This is a genomic window from Bdellovibrio sp. GT3 (genome assembly GCF_037996765.1).
Lineage (GTDB): Bacteria > Bdellovibrionota > Bdellovibrionia > Bdellovibrionales > Bdellovibrionaceae > Bdellovibrio.
Genome location: NZ_JBBNAD010000004.1, coordinates 685153 through 701666, shown reverse-complemented (window position 1 = coordinate 701666; position 16514 = coordinate 685153). Strand labels below are relative to the sequence as shown.

Below are 16514 nucleotides of genomic sequence, written 5' to 3'. Positions count from 1 at the left end.
ATTAAGCGAGCCCTTTGAGGTAACTGAATTTAAAAATTTAATTACTTTGCTTGAAGAGCAGCTGCTACAGCGGCTTCAGCATTTACAACACCCGCACCGTATTCGTTGTTGGAGTTAGGACCCAATGCAGTTGCAGTGCTTTGCAAGATTTGTTTCACTTGTGCACCGTTTAGGTTTTTGTTTGCAGCTTTTACTAGAGCCGCAACACCTGCAACGTGTGGAGTCGCCATGGAAGTACCTTGGAAATCAGCGTAGTCAGTCGCAACAGTGTGTAGAGTTGCTTTAACTTCTGTACCGGCTTTCAAAGAAGCTACGATTTTTTGACCAACAGTTTGCTCGATCATGAACACAGCCACTGGAAGGACAGTTTCATCATCAGTCAAAGCACCTTGGATCAAACCTGGAGCGTTATTGTAGATAACTGCGCCAGTTGCACCCGCTTTGATAGCGTTTTGGATTTTTTCAGCGAAGTTGATTTCGCCACGGCCGATCAAAGCGTACTTACCTTTGAAGTCTTTACCTTGGAAATCAGCTGCTTTACCAAGACCCGCTTCAACCAAAACATTTGTTTCAGCTTTCAATACTTCACGTGCACCTTGGAAAGTTGTGGAATTAACTTGAGCCGTTTTACCATCAACTGAGATTTTCACAGAAGACTCACGACCTGTACCTTGAGGAACAGAAGAAACCACACCTACGCCCGGAGCCACGATTGCCAGCTCAGGACCATATTGAGAGAACTCAGCACGCTTCAAATCGCTGTCAACAGCACCAACTGCGATAACAGTCGGAAGAGCTGCAGGGTAAGAAACACGACCTTTACCGTCATTACCAGAAGCCGCTACAACAGTAAGACCTGCTTTAGCTGCTTTTGCAATAGCGTCTCTTTCGCCCGGAGTGGACCATGCGCCACCCAAAGACATGGAGATAACATCAACTTTTTGAGAGATACCCCAGTTGATACCAGCGGCGATAGCTGCGTTGGAACAACCATCTTTAGAGCAAACACGGCCTGCCAAAAGTTTTGCACCCGGCGCTACGCCTGTGAAACCGTTGTTATCCAATACACCGGCAACAGTTCCAGCACAGTGAGTGCCGTGACCGATTGTATCAGTGAAATCAGAACCATCAGATTCACCTGTGAAGTCCTGACCTCTTTCGAAGTTAGCTTTGATAGATGGATGATTTGCATCAATACCAGTATCAAGAACCAAAACGCGTGCGCCTTGACCTTGATTGTTTTTAGCCCAGGCTTGAGGAGCTTTAACTGCCATGATACCCCATGGAGTTTTAGCACCTGGAACTGTCGGAGTGTTTCTTACTGGAGTGGACAACCAACCGGAAACTGGAGCTGGTGCTGGATGGAAAACTTCCTTCTCAACATAAGCTACAGATGGATCGTTCTGAAGTTTTACGATCTCGGAATCATCTTTCGCGTTCACGATCAATGTATTCAGATTTTCAAGACTTTGCTCGATTTCAGCGTTTACCGGCGTCGCTACAGCGTGACCAGTTTTAAGAGCGCCAGAACCTTTTACTTTATAAGCCATGTTAGCAGCTTGAAAAGATTGCGAGTCTTTCATGATAACGATCACGCGCTCAGCTTGAGCAGAAGTCGCTACCAACAGAGACAATATTAATGAAAACAAATTAAGTTTCATGTGTGGGTCCCCCCCCGTATTTTCCATGGACTCAGTTTTTTAAGTCCTTATGGAGAGGGAGTTCATTTCATGCTGTACATTTTATCAAGTACTCTTTTGGAACCACCTAAAAATTTTTTTTGCCGAAGAAAAAGTGAAATTATCTGTCAAATATTAAGCTCACAGCGACAGTTCCAAAATGGCACCCCAGTTCAAAAATAGAACATCTCGGCACGAAAGTATTAGAACTGCTTATACATTCCATGATTTTTTGTATGAATATCTGCTTAAAATTAAAACACCGCAACTGATGCGCCGCGGTGTTTTTGGTTTGTTCATGAGCAAAAAACCAGCACGAAAATCAGTGCGAATGACCGCCAGAAGAGGATTCCGGGACCGTTTTTCCTACCGGTAAAAGGAAACTCAACGGGTGATGCAAGACTCTGCGGAAAACAGCCTTGCGAATCGCTCGACGAGTCGGTGGAGTCACTCCACGTGCTTTAATCGCAACCAGGAATGCCATGGCAAAACTCACTGAAACGTTAAAGAAACCTATTATAAGGACGCCAATGACTGCTCTCCAGAACAACCAGGTTTTCAGGAAGTCCACGCCCAGAACTGGAATCGCAGCACCCATCCCACCTGAGGACAACGTCACGTGACGCACATCCAAGGGGATCCCCAGGAACTTCATAATCTCTGGAGTCAGTCCCAGCAACACACCCAACGAAATGTTCCCCAGAAGGCCGGAAATATTTTTCTCAAAGAACATCGCAATACGACGGGAACCGACTTTTCCAAAAATCGTCATCAATGTCGGGCTGCGCGCCAGTGTTGTGCGCAAAGAGTTCAAGGCAAACCAGTTGTCTCCCCACCCTGCAAACAAGCTGGAACCCCATAGCAAGATCCCCGTGAAGGCTGCGTAAAAGATCGCCGGTCCAAAAATATCGACTGACGTAAACGCTTTCAAAGCAGTGGCTTCCGCCATGATATGTTTTCCGGAAGCCAGGAACACAATCGAGTCCATCAACATCGTGGTCGGCACCACCAATAGAATATTCCCGCCGACCGCCGCCACTTGCGAGCGAATCAGATGGGCAATCTCATCAACCAGTCTCTCCATCCCCTCTTCAGTTTCCACATCCCGCATTTGCTCGGCCAACGCCGGGCCTGTCATTGCGGGCTGTTTGGTACCAAGAGTGAATCCGGCAAGATGAATGACCACGAAACTGATCGCATAGTTGGCCGAAGCCAAAACACCAATCATGAATTCAGAAAATCCCGTCGCCAGAATTCCGGCTTTTACATAAACCGTGAACGCAGTGACGAAACCACCGCCAGCGGCGGCCTGAACCATGCTGCGGTATTCTTCCTTGGTGCGCGTGATATAGTGCTCACCCGTTTCGGCGGCACGTTCGACCACTTTTTGCGCCAGCAAATTAATATTCTGTGACAGCAGCGCACCGACACTTTGCAAGTCATGATTTTCCTCAATCAGACTTGCCAGGAAACTTGTCACCTTGCGCGCATCCGGCACGTCAGTGATCAGAATGTCGACAAGGCTGTCGATACGTTGCAAATAAATTCTTAAGCGAGTCATCTGGAAAACCAGATTCACACTCACACCGAACTCATCCAGGTGTTTATCCACCTGAGTCAGTTCACGGCGACACTCCCACACCATCAAGCGCAGGCGAGAGGCTTTTTCAAAAAAGACTTCCGGGCGTCCTGACTGATTGGCTTCGATGAACTCTTCCAGAACCGAAACGATTCCAAAGAACGCTGAATCCCGGAAATTAGGACGATCCATACGATGGCGAATGGCTGGCGACAAACCAATCGCACGCACCTGGATTCCCAGATAAATCAGGGCATCTTCCATATCACGGTCCAGGCGGTTCCAATCGGACTCCACGGGTGAGACATGGAAATTGAATAAATTAATTAGTTTCGCAAAAAGCTCGTGATCAATAGAGGCGATCCAAATCGGATCCTTCGCACTTGGGAACAGCTCCCAGAACAGATAACCCAGCTCGTGATCCAAAGGGGGACTTGGCAGGATCTTCATCATCATGCGATCCATGAACTCCCCGATCACACCTACTTCATGAGGAAGGCCTGTCTCAGTATAAAGTTCCAAACCGCTGACATTTTTAATCACAGAACGCAGAATGACGGCAACGTCCCGCTTCCATTCCGGATTGCGATCCAAAACCATCAATACATAGCGCAGTCGTGCAATAGCGACATGGCCTGCATCATGTTCAAAGCCGTCAGAAAGCAGCCCCTCGTAGCGAATCCATCTTAAAAGACTGACCAGCCAATGAAGCTGATCTTCAAGCTCTTTTTGATCGGAGGCAAAGCCCAGCAAGGCATCCAGGTCGGCATGCACGTCGGCACGGCGTCTATACAATTTAAATCGATGAAAATACTTCTTAAGCTGCGAAAACATATCGAAATTTTGCCCGACAGTATGAGTTCCTGCAAGCAATGTGCGTCAAAAATATGGGTGCAACAATTTGTCGTCTGGTCGCGGCAGACTCCGTGTGTTAGAAGCGTCCTATGAAACTATTAATCAGCCTGTTTATATTGACGACCTCATTGAATCTCTGGGCCGCAAAGCAGTTTAATTCTGTTGATGGAACCGATGTGCTGTCCAGCAAGTTTCTGCATCTGGAAACAAAATCTGCCAATAAAGGCACAGTCGTCGTTTTTCTTTCTGCAAAATGCCCTTGTTCTGCAAGTCACGAGGCTTTGCTGAAGGAATTAGCCACACGGTACAAGGACTTTAACTTTGTGGGGGTTCATTCCAACACGGATGAAAACGCTGAAATGACAAAAAGCCACTTCACTACAGCGGCTTTGCCGTTTCCAGTTATCCAGGATTCAAAATCCCGTCTTGCCAATGATTTTGGTGCTTTGAAAACTCCGCACGCCTACCTGCTCTCCCCTGACGGCGAAGTTTTGTATCAAGGTGGCGTCACTGACAGCAACGTGGGACCTTCAGCAAAAAAACATTTTCTAAAAGACGCCCTCGAAGACATTGAATCCGGCAAAGAGGTTCGCTTAAAAGAAGGCCGCGCCGTGGGTTGCTACATTTCGCGCGAGGACGCGTAAATGAAATTCCTGATTCTGTTATTTCTGGCTTTTTCCGCTTGTGCACGACCGGATTATATTGATCCAAAGCTCAATGAAAGCACACAAACTAATTCCGGCGATGAGTGCCTCTTGCAATTGGCGCATGCAAATCTTTGCGCGAAACTTGAATGGACCCTGGGACCTCAGTCACCTGCTGAGTCTGAATTTATCCTGAAGTTCTGGAGTAAAACTGATTCTGTGAGCGCCGGTACCCTGGTGGATCCTGAAAATACTTTAAGTGCTATTCTGTGGATGCCCTCCATGGGACACGGATCCTCTCCGGTCACTATCGAGAAAATTGAAACGGGTGTTTACCGTATTCGCCGAGTTTATTTCATTATGCCGGGTGACTGGGAAGTTCGCATTTATTTGAAAAACGGCACTACAGTGATCGATCAAGCCACGGTGAGTTTACTGTTATGAAGTCATTCTTTCTTGCACTCTTGCTTCTGGGAGCCGGCACACAGAGCCTGGCCGCGAGCTGTTGTGGCGGTGGATTCGCGTTTCCCGCACTGATCATGGGTGATGAGAAAACACAACTGACCAGTTCACTCAGTTACGGTCGGGTTACCGACGATGTTCTGCCCAATCAGAAATGGATCAAACGCGCGGACGAAAACCACAGTCAGACATTTAAAATCGAAGCAGCCACTCTGATTTCAGACACCTGGCAAACTGGGTTTTCCGTGCCCGTGATTTCCCGCTCCATCACAAATGAAACCAGCACTGGACTTGGCGATATTTCTTTAACCCTGGGCCACGAAACATTTCCTGAAAAGTCTTATTCCCGCTGGAAACCAAAAGGCCTGACCTTTTTGCAACTTGCGGTTCCCACGTCGCCCTCCATTTATGATGCCACTAACTCCCTGGCCTCAGACTCCCGAGGCAGAGGTTTCTTCAACGTGGGTGGTGGCGCCGCTTTAGTTAAAGTTTTCGGTCGTTGGGATGCCAACGCTGGCGTTGAGATTCACAAATCATTTGCCCGGGAATTTTCCAGTCCCGCTAATGGCGGCACCATCACGGCAACACCGAATATCGGGCACAGCTGGAGCATTGGTGGCGGCTGGAACAAAGGTGACTGGCGAGTGGGATCTGGTTTTACGGGCATGTATGAGGACGCCATTGAAATTTCCGGCGCCCAATCCTCCAAGGGATCTTCACAAAAAAATATCACATGGACTACGATGGCCAATTACATGCTAAGCATGGAAAGTGCCTGGACATTGTCCTATGCAGATCAAACATTATTTGGCTCACCTGAAAACACGAGTCTTTCAAAAACCATCACCATCAGTTATCAGACTCGCTGGCAGAGGTAAGTCCGTACCTCAGTGATCGCGATCAAGACCACGCATGCGCCGATCATGCTCTCGCATTCTTTGCACACGTTCTTCTTCGCGATGGCGTTCGCGTTCGTCGCGCACCAGATTTTTCTCGGCCTGCTCACCCAGTTCATCCTGCACATGCGGCATATTGCGATCAAAATCAGGTTCAATATCCTCGGATCGCAGATGGCGGCTTTCCATCCGGGTGGTTTCTTCGGCAATTCTCTGCTCCGCAGCCTTCTCTGTGTCTTCCCCCATGGAACGGCGAACGCCCGGCGACGGCGAGCTAAAAATCGGCTTGGGTCCCGTCGGTTTTTTATACTTTCTTCTTAAGAATCCAAAAAAACTTCTTTTTTCCCGATGTTCCTTCTCCATCTCTTCCTCCTCCTCCCAGTGCCTTAATCCTTGCTCCTCAGTTTCATTGGTAATTTCAGTTTTGATGCCCGCATCATCCTGCAGACCTTCTCCGTCGCTCATCACTGGCTGGCCGTTTTCGTTGATTGAAACCGCGGCTCCGACATTTTGAAATGCCAGGCGAACATCTTTTTGCCTTGTGTCCCGTTTGCGAAAGCGATCTAACAACGAGTACACCACAGGCACCACATACAATGTTAAAAGCGTTGAAACCATCACCCCGCCAATCAGGGTGATCGCCATGGGTTTAAACGTTTCTGAACCGGCCCCGGTCGCCAATGCTGACGGCAAGGCCGCGGTGATCGTCGCGGCACTGGTCATAATGATCGGGCGCAGACGAATTGGACAGGCTTCTTTCAGAGCTGAATCCGCCGTCGTATTTTCTTTTCGTGAACGAACAGCGTTGGTAAAATCAATTAACAAAATTGAGTTCTTCTTCACAATCCCCATCAGCAGCAGAATACCGATCATGGAATACATATTGATGGATTGTCCCGTCAGATACAGTGCAAAGAAAGCCCCGGAGATACTGAAGGGCAATGCCATCAGAATTGTCACGGGATCCATGAAGGAATTAAACTGACTCGCCAGCACCATGTAGGCCACTAAAACGCCCAGGGCGAGAGCGAATATTAAACTATCAAATGATTCGCGAAAGGTTTTAGCGGCCCCCGATTGATCGATGAAGTATCCCTCGGGGAGATCCTTGGCTTTGTTAAAAATAAAATCCAAGGCTTTTTGCTGGGAAGCCCCTGACGCCAGATTTGCATAAATCGTGATAGCGCGCTGACGATTCACCCGGGTTACTTGTTGCAGACTGGCTTTTTGTTCAATCTGTGCAACTTGTGAAAGCGGAACCAGGTTGTTGCGATCATTGGCAATCAGAAGTTTATTAAATTCAGTTCGCGGGTCCTTGGCCTTTTCCAATTGAACGTAGACATCATAACGGTGTCCGCCTTTGGTGTATTGACCATTTTTAACGCCACCAATCATCGCCTGCACTGTCACACCAATATCTTCCGCGCTGACTCCGCGAAGAGCCGCTTTATCCCGCGCCGGGGTCACTTGAATTTCAGGCATCCCGGCAAGATAGTCTGAATCGACATCCACCATCATTCCTGATTGCTTCATATCTTCTTTGAATTTGTTATTGATCTCCTCAAGTTTCGCCCAGTCAGGTCCCTGCAAAATAAATTCAATCGGATATCCTTTGCCGGTTGAAAATCCCCGGCTTGATGGGTCCATCATGAACACCTGAACACCTTGCACAGCCTGAGTCAGTTCTTTGCGGGCAAAATTCATGAACTCCTGCTGCGACAACTCGCGCCCCAGTTCTTTATTCACACCCCGCTCACCCTTGTCTTTCAAAGTCACAAACATCATCCCGGTGTTGGCATCACTCCCGCCACCTGATCCCAATCCACCCACACTGGCATAGAGATGTTTGACTTCACTTTGTGAGCGCATCCATTTCTCGATTTCCCGCGCTTTTTGATCGGAGGTCGCCAAAGATGTTCCAATGGGCAAGAACAGGCGCATGATGAACAAACTCTGATCCTGGATCGGTGTCATTTCCCGGTTCAGTCCCATGACAGTGACAAATGAGACCCCAACAAAAGCCACGGATGCGAACAACACCGTCCAACGAAAAGACAAAACCCAATTCAATGATTTGGCGTAAAATTCACGCCACTTATCCATAAAGATATCAAATGCTTTTCCAATTCGCGTGGAACGATGACCGGTATGCACGAATGACGAACAGCGCATGGGTGTAATCGTCAAAGATTCCAGCAGCGACAGCAACACAGCCAGAGATATTGTAATACCGTACTGTAAAAAGAATTTCCCAATAACACCTTTCATAAAGGCCACCGGCAAAAAGATCGCGATGATCGCAATACTTGCCGCCAAAGCCGCAAAGGTGATTTCCCGAGCGCCGATGATGGCGGACTCTATGGGGCGCAATCCCCGTTCGTTGTACCTGAATATATTCTCAAGCACCATGATGGCATCATCCACCACGATCCCGATCGCCAGAGTTAATCCCAGCAAAGTGAAAGTATTCAGAGTGAATCCAAAAAAATACAAACCAATGAAGGCCCCCATGATGGAGGTGGGAATTGCCAACAATACGTTCAACGTCGCGGTAAAGCTTCCCAGAAAAATCCAGCACACCAAAGAGGTCAGGATCACTGCCAGCACCAGATGCTTGATCATCTCCTGGATACTTTGTTCAATATAGCGGGAGGAATCAAAATTCACTCCGAGCTTCATGCCTTCAGGCAGTGTTTTTTGAATATCCACCATCTGTTGCTTTACTGCGTTGGCCACGGCCACCGCATTGGAGCCGATTTGCTTTTTTATTCCCAGCCCCAAAGCCATCACCCCATCAAAACGCGAGATGCGATACACTTCTGCCAGGGACTCCTCGGCATGACCGACATCCTTTAAACGAATTGTGTTGTACGGATCCTGAATCACCATGCCTGCGCGGCGGTTTATGATCATGTCATCAAAACCCTTGGCGTCCTTAAACTCCCCCAGTGTTCTGACATTGAAGGCATTTTTGGGATTTTGGATAAAACCACCGGGCACTTCCGTATGCTGGGCATAGATAGACTCCATCACGTCGCCCACTGAGATCACATTTTTCTTAAGCTTATCTGCATTCACCCAGACACGCATGGCGGGATCTGTATAACCACCCAGAATAATATCCCCCACACCGGAAACCATCGTAAAGCGATCCTTCAGATAGTCTTTGGCGTAGGTCATCAAAAAATATGGATCATTTTTGTCGTACATTAAAGCCAGCCATAAAATCGGCTGATCATCGGGGTTGGTTTTGGTGATAATCGGAGGATCAACATTTTCAGGCATGAGTCGTTGCGCCTGGGCCACCTTGGTTTGCACTTCCTGCAGGGCCACATCAATATTTCGGTCCAATTCGAATTCAATGGTGATATTGGCGATCCCGGTTTTACTGACTGAACTGATGCGAGTCACACCCTCCACCGAAGACAGGGCGTCTTCGACCGGATCCACGACTGAAGTTTCCATGATTTCAGGAGCTGCTCCCAAAAGAGTCAAAGAAACATTCACGACCGGAAAGTCCACATCGGGCAATTGACTGACCCCCAGTCGCATGAAGGAAATAAAACCAAAAATGATAAATGCCGCAAACAGCATCCAGGAGAAAACAGCATTGCGAATGGATACGTCAGAAATGCGCATACAGACCTCCCCTCGATTCTATAGAATCTTGGATGAGGGGACATCCGGTGTTTTAACAAACAAAAAGGGAGATCCATTGGACCTCCCCTTCAGATTTAAGTATTCATTTACTAAAGAGTCCTTATTGAGCTCTTAGTAGCGCCATACCGTCATCAATCCATTTCGCATAAACGTCAGCGCGAGTGTAAACTGACAACATAAAGCAATCAGGAGTCAAACGGGTTGGCAAAGCATCCCCACGACTCAAGACACCCCATAGGTGCAACTCACCACCAATATCCAAGTAGGCCGGACCACCGGAATCACCCGAGCAAGCACCACGCTTTAAGGATTGTTTCAACATGGCTTCTGTTGCAGAGAAATGAGGGTCAGCAACCACAAGCTCTGTTGTTCTTAAAGTGCCTGCGCCGGATTTAATAACCCATGAACGGTTCAAGCCATAACCTGCGATACGCACAGTGATGCCTTCAACCAAGGCTCCGGAATTTTTCAATCTTTTTGCCGGGCCGTAACCCAAAGGCAAACCGCCTTTAAAGCGAAGAAGAGCAATGTCTGCGGTGTTTTCTTTACGTTGTGGATCGTAATCTGTATTCACGAAACCAGCATCCACTTTGCGGATTTGTTCTGGCGTGGATTTTTTCATTTCGTTATTGAAGTGAACTTGCAATGCTTTTGGATCACCAACCACGCAATGTGCTGCCGTCAATACGATATTTTCAGCGATCAAAGTACCAGAGCACAATGCACCGGCCTTTGCATCATAAAGACCCACCGTCGAACGGATAACACGAGAACCCGGCTTAACCACGTCCCCACCGATGACTTGTGAGCTGCCGTCCGCAGCAACTGTCCCGTTTTTATTTGCTGGTGCGCAGGCAGTAAGTGCTGCTGCAACAAGAAGACCTTTGATAAGTAAATTAACAGATTTCATTTGGAAAACTCCCTTAAATAATATTGAACTCGGGGTGGGTTCTACACCGCTCTTGATAAAAGCCAAAATGAAATTTTCCTAATCGGGACAGTCTTTAAATCGGGACAGCGCCCTGCAAATAAATCACAAAGGGCACCGTAAATTATTTACCTTGGCGTCTGAAGCACCCCTTGTTACGATTTTTAAATGGTCGAACACTCTTATTTGCTTCAAGTTCTTGCTTTCCTTTGTTCATCAGTACTTCTTGTACCCATTTTCCAAAAATTGGGCCTGGGAAGCATTCTGGGTTATCTTGCCGCCGGCATTCTTATTGGGCCCCAAACAGCGGGGCTGATCACTGATGTTGAATCCGTGAAACACCTCTCTGAATTCGGCGTGGTCTTTCTTCTTTTTCTGATCGGCCTGGAACTGCAACCCAAGAAACTCCTGGCGATGAAGAAGACTTTGCTCAGCTTCGGTGGATTGCAAATCCTGACCTGCACCCTGGCTCTGGGCGTGCTGGTAAAAACACAAGGGGCTTCCTGGAACAGTGCCTGGGTCGCGGGCTTCGCCCTGAGTCTTTCCTCCACGGCCTTTGCTATTCAGGCAATGGCTGAAAAGAAAGTTCTTAACACCGAATTCGGCCGCTCTTCGTTTGCGATACTTTTGATGCAAGACGTGACTGCCATTCCGGCATTGGCCATCATTCCAACGCTGGGCCTGGTGCAGGCAGCCACTCCTACGGAGGTCAACTGGCTGGGTGTCACGGGAATATTTTTAGGTCTTTTGATCTTCAACTACACCTTAATGGGACGATTTCTGCGACAGGTGGCCGCTTTGCGCAGCCGTGAACTTTTCACAGGCGTGACTTTAACCATCGTCGTGGGTGTCGCTTACCTCATGGAGCACATGGGAATTTCCATGGCCCTGGGGGCCTTTCTGGCAGGTGTTCTGTTGTCTGAATCTGAGTATCGCCACGAACTTGAGGCGGACCTTGAACCTTTCAAAGGTTTGTTGATGGGTCTGTTCTTTATCTCTGTGGGTATGTCCGTCAATATTCATCTTATTCTAAAGAATCCGATTTTTATTATCGCTGCCACCTTCGTATATATGGCAGTTAAAGCAGGCCTGCTTTACGGCGTGGGCCGAGCCCTTAAACTTAACAGTGCCAGCTCCCGCAACATGGCCGCCTATCTGGCTCAAGGGGGTGAGTTCGCCTTCGTGATCTTCGGTGTGGGACAAACTTCGCAGGTGATCAGCGGTGAAATTTCCGAATTGTTAACGGTGATCGTCACCCTTTCAATGATCCTGAGTCCTTTTATGATCGTTGTGAATTCCAAAATCGAGTCATGGCTGGCCACGCGCAAACCGGCCAAAGCCTGGGACAGCTTTGAGGGCGTTGAAAATGAAATCATCATCGCGGGCTTCGGTCGCGTCGGTCAAATCTTTGGCCGTATCTTAAGAGCCCAGGACATCGGCTTTACGGCGATCGATCATGATCCCGATCAAATTGATCTGCTAAGAAGGTTCAGTCATAAAGTTTACTATGGCGATGCTTCCCGTCAGGAAATCCTGGATGCTGCCGGTGCAAAAGCCGCGAAATATCTGATCGTGGCTGTCGACGACGTGGAAACATCCAAGCACATTGTGGAGCTCGCGCGTGAACATCACCCTCACTTGAAAGTCTATGCCCGTGCCCGCAACCGTGCCCATGTCTTTGACCTGATGGACCTCGGGGTTGATCTGAAACACATTCGCCGCGAAACTTTTGAATCCAGCCTGCTGCTAAGTCGCGAACTGCTGGTCGATCTGGGTTATCCGGCGGATCGTGCGCGCTCCATCATCGAGCGCTTCCACACCCATGATGAACTGATGCTGGCCAATCAATATAAATATCGAAATGATCAAAAACAGTTTTTGGATATTTCCCGCCAGGGTATGCAGCAATTGGCAGAGGTGCTGCGTGAGGATCAAAGACAAACCTATATTGATTCTTCCGATACCGATAAATCCCAGGAACCCAAATTATGAGTCAAGACACCAAACCGCCCATGACACTGGCCTTGCGCGAGCTTGAAAAACACGGGGTCGAACTGACTTACCACCTGTTTACTTATCTTGAAAAAGGCGGCACAGCCCATTCTTCCAAAGAGATGGGCGTGCCTGAACACGCCGTCATTAAAACTTTGATCATGGAAAACGAAAACAAAGAACCACTGGTTGTACTTATGCATGGAGATATGCAAGTCTCCACCAAGAATTTGGCGCGCACGTTGGGAGTTAAAAGTATCAATCCCTGCAAACCAGAAGTGGCCGATCGTCATTCCGGTTACCAGGTGGGCGGCACTTCTCCGTTTGGAACAAAAAAGAAGATGCCCGTTTACCTGGAAGAAACGATTCTGCAATTGGATAAAATCTATATCAATGGGGGGAAACGTGGATTTTTGGTGGGGATGTCCCCCAAGGAAGTCCTGCGAATTCTTTCGCCCACTTTAGTTCAAGTGGGCATTCCGGGATAGGACAGCCCTACTGCACGGGCATGCTGTCTTTAGGGATGCTTGGATAGTTGCGACGAACCTGGATTTCCTTGGCCTTGGACCCTGTCACACGAATATATGGAACTTCGGTGTTTTTATCAGCCAGACCAATTTTGTTGAATGGGTTCGTTTTGTCATACCAAGGCATAAAGCCTGAGTAAAAATCAAAACGACCACGACCCATGATACCGGCTCCCTTGTCGCGAATGATGAAGTAACCATCATGCAAAGTACCGTCAGGCAAAATCAAACCGATGACGGAAGGAACGTAAATCACCTCGCCCAATTTATAGATGGACAGGTCGGCTGCCAAGGTGTGGAAAGGATCCAGACACACGGTGCGAACGCCGTATCCATACTTGCACTCTTCACGATCGATTTCAAAATAACGATTCTGACCTTTGATACGAGCCAAAATATTCAGCAAACGGATTTTGCCATTTTTCTTGATAGAACAAGACCCCTGCAATCCGCAGGCATCAGAAATCTTTTTACAAACACGAATCAAGGTTTTACCGCCTTGACCGTAAAGCGTGACCTTTTGACTGTCCGGACAGGTTGTTTTCTCAGTGTCAAAAATCGGGAAATAATAAACTGTCGGTTTAAGTTTCGAAGTGCCCACGATGTCTTTGCCTGCGGGACGATCTTTTTCGATTTGTTCAGCACTCACGGTCCCGTGAGAAGGAACGGCTTTGGGATCAACAGTTGCTGGCTGAACTGGCAAAGCCCCATCCTCTTCGGACTCGGGAACTGAAGCTGGTGCAGGGAAATCTTCAGGATTGCCAACTGTTGCAGGCTGTACCGGCAACGTGGTCTGCCATTCATCGGAATCGATATCATGCACACGTTGATCTTGAAGAGTCACATGGCCATTATCAGAATCCAGGGAGTTATAAGCTGCAAATTGATCAGCGTTGCCACAGGCTGTAAGAGCCATCGTCGCCAAAACGATTGTGAATGTGAAAAAACGCTTAGTTTGCATGCACCCTCCAGAAGAAAACCGAGGCCCAACCTAACAGACTATATTCAGTATCGCGACGACTTTTTTTACTCTGCAAACATTGGAAATGCCGTGCCGTAAATTGGTACTTTTTGCCCCTATCATGCCAGCAATCTACTCATCAAAACTGTTAATAAATTAGACAGTTCCCGCTTCTATGGTTAGCATATCCCCATGAGTACACACGTTTTTCTAACTGAAGTGGCCAATTTCTCTGAAGCCCAGGTGGTTAAATCCTTTTTAGTCGCTCAGGGATTCCATCCCCGTCTGCGCGATGAGATGACCCGCTCAGTGGCACCTCACCTGGAAACATTTTTAGGAAAATTAATCATTGAAATTCCCGAAAATGAATTTTTGGCGGCCTCCTCATCCTTGGAGCAACTGGAGGATTCCCAGGCCGAGAAAATCGCAGAGCAAGACGAGACCTTGCTGCTGAAAAACCAGAACCTGCAAGAGAGCCAGGATATGGCAAAAAGATGCCTCATCAATGCCGTCCTGGGATGCGTGCTGATTCCAGTGGTGTGCAATCTCTATTCAATGCTTCTGGGATTTCGAGTATTGGGTAAGGAGATGCCCCTATCGCAACTAACGCGAACGAGACTGGTGATGGCATTCGTATTTAACTGCTTTGGTTTTTACATTTGGTTAACGTACGGGCCGATGCTCCTGAAGGACCTTTTCTAATTTACAGGTGCGCGCTGCGCCATTTGGTGGTCCGTTTACAAATAAATCACGTTTAGAGTTCAATTGCCAAGGAATCGTGCAATTTTATTGATTGAAGAGTCTTTTCGCGATTTACCCCTTCTTAATTATAACTTTTCATTGAAGGGATCGTTATGCGTTTCTTGATGGCTGCTATGGCCTCTTTGTTTATTTCCGCTTCCGCTCAAGCTTGGGTTCCAGCATTCAACTACCAGCTGAATGGTTATCAAGCTGCAATCACAATGTACAATCCAACAGGTTTCACAGTTTACTGCCAAGGTCAGGCTGTGGGTCAGTTGCAAAATGGTATGATTGTTAATTCCTGGTTTGCTGACTGGGTGGGACCGTTTCAATACCGCACGGCTTTTGTTTATGCGAATCCTCCGTTCTTTTTCGTGAACGCCTGGATGAACGTAAACTGCCAATAGTGCAAAAAAACTCTGCCGAAGTTTAGGACTTCGGCAGCTTTTTCCAATCGCGATCGGCCATCATTGTCACCGATTCAGTATTGAAATCATAAACGATACGAATTTCGTTTTTCTTAAGCTGACGATGGATCTGCTCTTTCTTTTTCTCGAGTGAAATTTCCACGACTCCGTAATCAGTACCTTCACGCAATATAAAAGACTCAATCACGGCATCCAGGATCTCGGCGCTGAGCTGCTCCACGGGAATTGCCACGGGTGGCTTTACTTCTTCGTTTTGCTGATCGTAATCAATATCCATCTTTAAGATCTCCGGACTTGGTTCTAGCACGAATACAAAGCTCGTCACATCTTTCGTTAAACTCGATGCCAGAGTGCGCCTTAATCCAGCGCCACTCAATCTGATGCGCCCGTCCCAGAGTATGAAGCTCCTGAATCAGGTCCACTTCCGGAATAGGCTGCCCTTGATTTTTCACCCAGCCATTGCTGGCCCAGCGCTCACTTTTTTCAACCGCCTCCAGCATCACTCGTGAATCGGTGTAAAGGACACCGCGACTGTTTGCGGGCAGGGATTTTATGGCTTCAATGGCGGCTTGAAACTCCATTCGGTTGCTGGAGGTTTTCTTTTGTGCGGCAAAGCCTTCACAAACGATAACACCCTTGCGCGACACCACATAAGCCCAGGCACCTTTGCCATGCTTAAAGCTGCCGTCCGTGTAGATTTCAAAAACATTTCCAGAAAAAATACGTCGTAAGAACTGCCAGATGCGATACATACTCCAAAGCTTTCCACAAAGTTCCCCGAAGCGCAGTAATTTGTTGCATAATTAACGCAAAGATTTTCAGTGCGCGAACCCCTGGTTCACGCTATCCATCTACTTAGAAACGAGGTGAATTATGGTTCAAGCTTTTAAAGTTTTAGGTTGGCTCGAAGGTCTATCTTTCCTGACTCTTCTTTTCATCGCAATGCCGATTAAATACATGGCAGGCAATCCCGCAGTGGTGAAAGCCATGGGTCCGATCCATGGTTTCCTGTTCATCGGTTACGTGTTGTTCGCTAATTTTTTGGCGAGTGAGTTGAATTGGACTTGGAAAATGCGCATTCAGGCTTTCTTTGCGGCGGTTCTGCCATTTGGAACATTCTGGTTCGAAAGAAAATACCTGGACGCTAAAAAAGCGTAATTTT

At 47.7% G+C, this 16514-nt stretch carries 15 protein-coding genes; 8 read left to right on the top strand and 7 right to left on the bottom strand.

Annotation, left to right across the window (positions count from 1 at the left end):
* Positions 1-41 precede the first annotated feature (41 nt).
* Entirely contained in the window at positions 42-1661 is a 1620-nt protein-coding gene (locus AAAA73_RS04940; protein ID WP_340597072.1) for a S8 family serine peptidase, read from the bottom strand.
* 340 nt (positions 1662-2001) lie between these two features.
* A complete protein-coding gene (locus AAAA73_RS04935) occupies positions 2002-4092 on the bottom strand; it encodes a site-specific recombinase (RefSeq protein WP_340597071.1) in 2091 nt (696 codons plus the stop codon).
* A gap of 110 nt (positions 4093-4202) precedes the next feature.
* On the opposite strand from AAAA73_RS04935, the gene AAAA73_RS04930 reads away from it, so the two are divergent.
* The 3 genes from AAAA73_RS04930 to AAAA73_RS04920 are packed head-to-tail and all read left to right on the top strand — an operon-like array spanning position 4203 to position 6097.
* Complete coding sequence (locus AAAA73_RS04930) at positions 4203-4757, top strand: DUF6436 domain-containing protein (protein WP_340597070.1); 555 nt, start codon at positions 4203-4205, stop codon at positions 4755-4757.
* On the top strand, positions 4758-5201 hold the full coding sequence (locus AAAA73_RS04925) for a FixH family protein (protein ID WP_340597069.1): 444 nt from the start codon (positions 4758-4760) through the stop codon (positions 5199-5201).
* Positions 5198-6097 carry a serine protease spb1 gene (locus AAAA73_RS04920; RefSeq protein WP_340597068.1) on the top strand — a complete coding sequence of 300 codons (900 nt, stop codon included), beginning with the start codon at positions 5198-5200 and terminating at the stop codon, positions 6095-6097. Before AAAA73_RS04925 ends, AAAA73_RS04920 begins: the two co-directional genes overlap by 4 nt.
* A gap of 9 nt (positions 6098-6106) precedes the next feature.
* Here AAAA73_RS04920 and AAAA73_RS04915 read toward each other — a convergent pair whose 3' ends face one another.
* Both AAAA73_RS04915 and AAAA73_RS04910 read right to left on the bottom strand, forming a co-directional pair.
* Entirely contained in the window at positions 6107-9754 is a 3648-nt protein-coding gene (locus tag AAAA73_RS04915) for an efflux RND transporter permease subunit (RefSeq protein WP_340597067.1), read from the bottom strand.
* A 121-nt stretch (positions 9755-9875) separates the two neighbouring features.
* Positions 9876-10685: a S1 family peptidase gene (locus AAAA73_RS04910; RefSeq protein ID WP_340597066.1), complete on the bottom strand. Its 810-nt coding sequence runs from the start codon at positions 10683-10685 to the stop codon at positions 9876-9878.
* Positions 10686-10871: 186 nt separating this feature from the next.
* On the opposite strand from AAAA73_RS04910, the gene AAAA73_RS04905 reads away from it, so the two are divergent.
* Both AAAA73_RS04905 and ybaK read left to right on the top strand, forming a co-directional pair.
* The gene (locus tag AAAA73_RS04905; RefSeq protein ID WP_340597065.1) at positions 10872-12695 is read left to right on the top strand and encodes a monovalent cation:proton antiporter-2 (CPA2) family protein; all 1824 of its coding nucleotides are present in this window, start codon (positions 10872-10874) and stop codon (positions 12693-12695) included.
* The gene (gene ybaK / locus AAAA73_RS04900) at positions 12692-13183 is read left to right on the top strand and encodes a Cys-tRNA(Pro) deacylase (protein WP_340597064.1); all 492 of its coding nucleotides are present in this window, start codon (positions 12692-12694) and stop codon (positions 13181-13183) included. The genes AAAA73_RS04905 and ybaK overlap by 4 nt, the downstream gene beginning before the upstream one ends.
* Before the next feature lie 7 nt (positions 13184-13190).
* On the opposite strand, the gene AAAA73_RS04895 is transcribed toward ybaK, so the two are convergent.
* Positions 13191-14183, bottom strand: coding sequence for a 3D domain-containing protein (locus AAAA73_RS04895; protein ID WP_340597063.1), 993 nt, complete (start codon positions 14181-14183; stop codon positions 13191-13193).
* Positions 14184-14375: 192 nt separating this feature from the next.
* On the opposite strand from AAAA73_RS04895, the gene AAAA73_RS04890 reads away from it, so the two are divergent.
* Positions 14376-14885 carry a hypothetical protein gene (locus tag AAAA73_RS04890; protein WP_340597061.1) on the top strand — a complete coding sequence of 170 codons (510 nt, stop codon included), beginning with the start codon at positions 14376-14378 and terminating at the stop codon, positions 14883-14885.
* Between the two features lie 152 nt (positions 14886-15037).
* The gene (locus AAAA73_RS04885; protein ID WP_340597060.1) at positions 15038-15331 is read left to right on the top strand and encodes a hypothetical protein; all 294 of its coding nucleotides are present in this window, start codon (positions 15038-15040) and stop codon (positions 15329-15331) included.
* 22 nt (positions 15332-15353) lie between these two features.
* Here AAAA73_RS04885 and AAAA73_RS04880 read toward each other — a convergent pair whose 3' ends face one another.
* Both AAAA73_RS04880 and AAAA73_RS04875 read right to left on the bottom strand, forming a co-directional pair.
* Entirely contained in the window at positions 15354-15629 is a 276-nt protein-coding gene (locus AAAA73_RS04880) for a YheU family protein (protein ID WP_340597059.1), read from the bottom strand.
* Entirely contained in the window at positions 15619-16104 is a 486-nt protein-coding gene (locus tag AAAA73_RS04875) for a ribonuclease H family protein (protein WP_340597058.1), read from the bottom strand. Before AAAA73_RS04875 ends, AAAA73_RS04880 begins: the two co-directional genes overlap by 11 nt.
* A 121-nt stretch (positions 16105-16225) precedes the next feature.
* On the opposite strand from AAAA73_RS04875, the gene AAAA73_RS04870 reads away from it, so the two are divergent.
* A complete protein-coding gene (locus tag AAAA73_RS04870; protein WP_340597057.1) occupies positions 16226-16510 on the top strand; it encodes a DUF3817 domain-containing protein in 285 nt (94 codons plus the stop codon).
* The last annotated feature ends 4 nt before the right edge of the window (positions 16511-16514 follow it).

What these genes read in the sequence shown, in the direction of transcription:
- AAAA73_RS04880 (WP_340597059.1), bottom strand. Translation starts at nt 15,629, where the DNA reads ATGGATATTGATTACGATCAGCAAAACGAAGAAGTAAAGCCACCCGTG.
- AAAA73_RS04930 (WP_340597070.1), top strand. Translation starts at nt 4,203, where the DNA reads ATGAAACTATTAATCAGCCTGTTTATATTGACGACCTCATTGAATCTC.
- ybaK (WP_340597064.1), top strand. Translation starts at nt 12,692, where the DNA reads ATGAGTCAAGACACCAAACCGCCCATGACACTGGCCTTGCGCGAGCTT.
- AAAA73_RS04925 (WP_340597069.1), top strand. Translation starts at nt 4,758, where the DNA reads ATGAAATTCCTGATTCTGTTATTTCTGGCTTTTTCCGCTTGTGCACGA.
- AAAA73_RS04875 (WP_340597058.1), bottom strand. Translation starts at nt 16,104, where the DNA reads ATGTATCGCATCTGGCAGTTCTTACGACGTATTTTTTCTGGAAATGTT.
- AAAA73_RS04915 (WP_340597067.1), bottom strand. Translation starts at nt 9,754, where the DNA reads ATGCGCATTTCTGACGTATCCATTCGCAATGCTGTTTTCTCCTGGATG.
- AAAA73_RS04935 (WP_340597071.1), bottom strand. Translation starts at nt 4,092, where the DNA reads ATGTTTTCGCAGCTTAAGAAGTATTTTCATCGATTTAAATTGTATAGA.
- AAAA73_RS04910 (WP_340597066.1), bottom strand. Translation starts at nt 10,685, where the DNA reads ATGAAATCTGTTAATTTACTTATCAAAGGTCTTCTTGTTGCAGCAGCA.
- AAAA73_RS04895 (WP_340597063.1), bottom strand. Translation starts at nt 14,183, where the DNA reads ATGCAAACTAAGCGTTTTTTCACATTCACAATCGTTTTGGCGACGATG.
- AAAA73_RS04870 (WP_340597057.1), top strand. Translation starts at nt 16,226, where the DNA reads ATGGTTCAAGCTTTTAAAGTTTTAGGTTGGCTCGAAGGTCTATCTTTC.
- AAAA73_RS04940 (WP_340597072.1), bottom strand. Translation starts at nt 1,661, where the DNA reads ATGAAACTTAATTTGTTTTCATTAATATTGTCTCTGTTGGTAGCGACT.
- AAAA73_RS04885 (WP_340597060.1), top strand. Translation starts at nt 15,038, where the DNA reads ATGCGTTTCTTGATGGCTGCTATGGCCTCTTTGTTTATTTCCGCTTCC.
- AAAA73_RS04920 (WP_340597068.1), top strand. Translation starts at nt 5,198, where the DNA reads ATGAAGTCATTCTTTCTTGCACTCTTGCTTCTGGGAGCCGGCACACAG.
- AAAA73_RS04905 (WP_340597065.1), top strand. Translation starts at nt 10,872, where the DNA reads ATGGTCGAACACTCTTATTTGCTTCAAGTTCTTGCTTTCCTTTGTTCA.
- AAAA73_RS04890 (WP_340597061.1), top strand. Translation starts at nt 14,376, where the DNA reads ATGAGTACACACGTTTTTCTAACTGAAGTGGCCAATTTCTCTGAAGCC.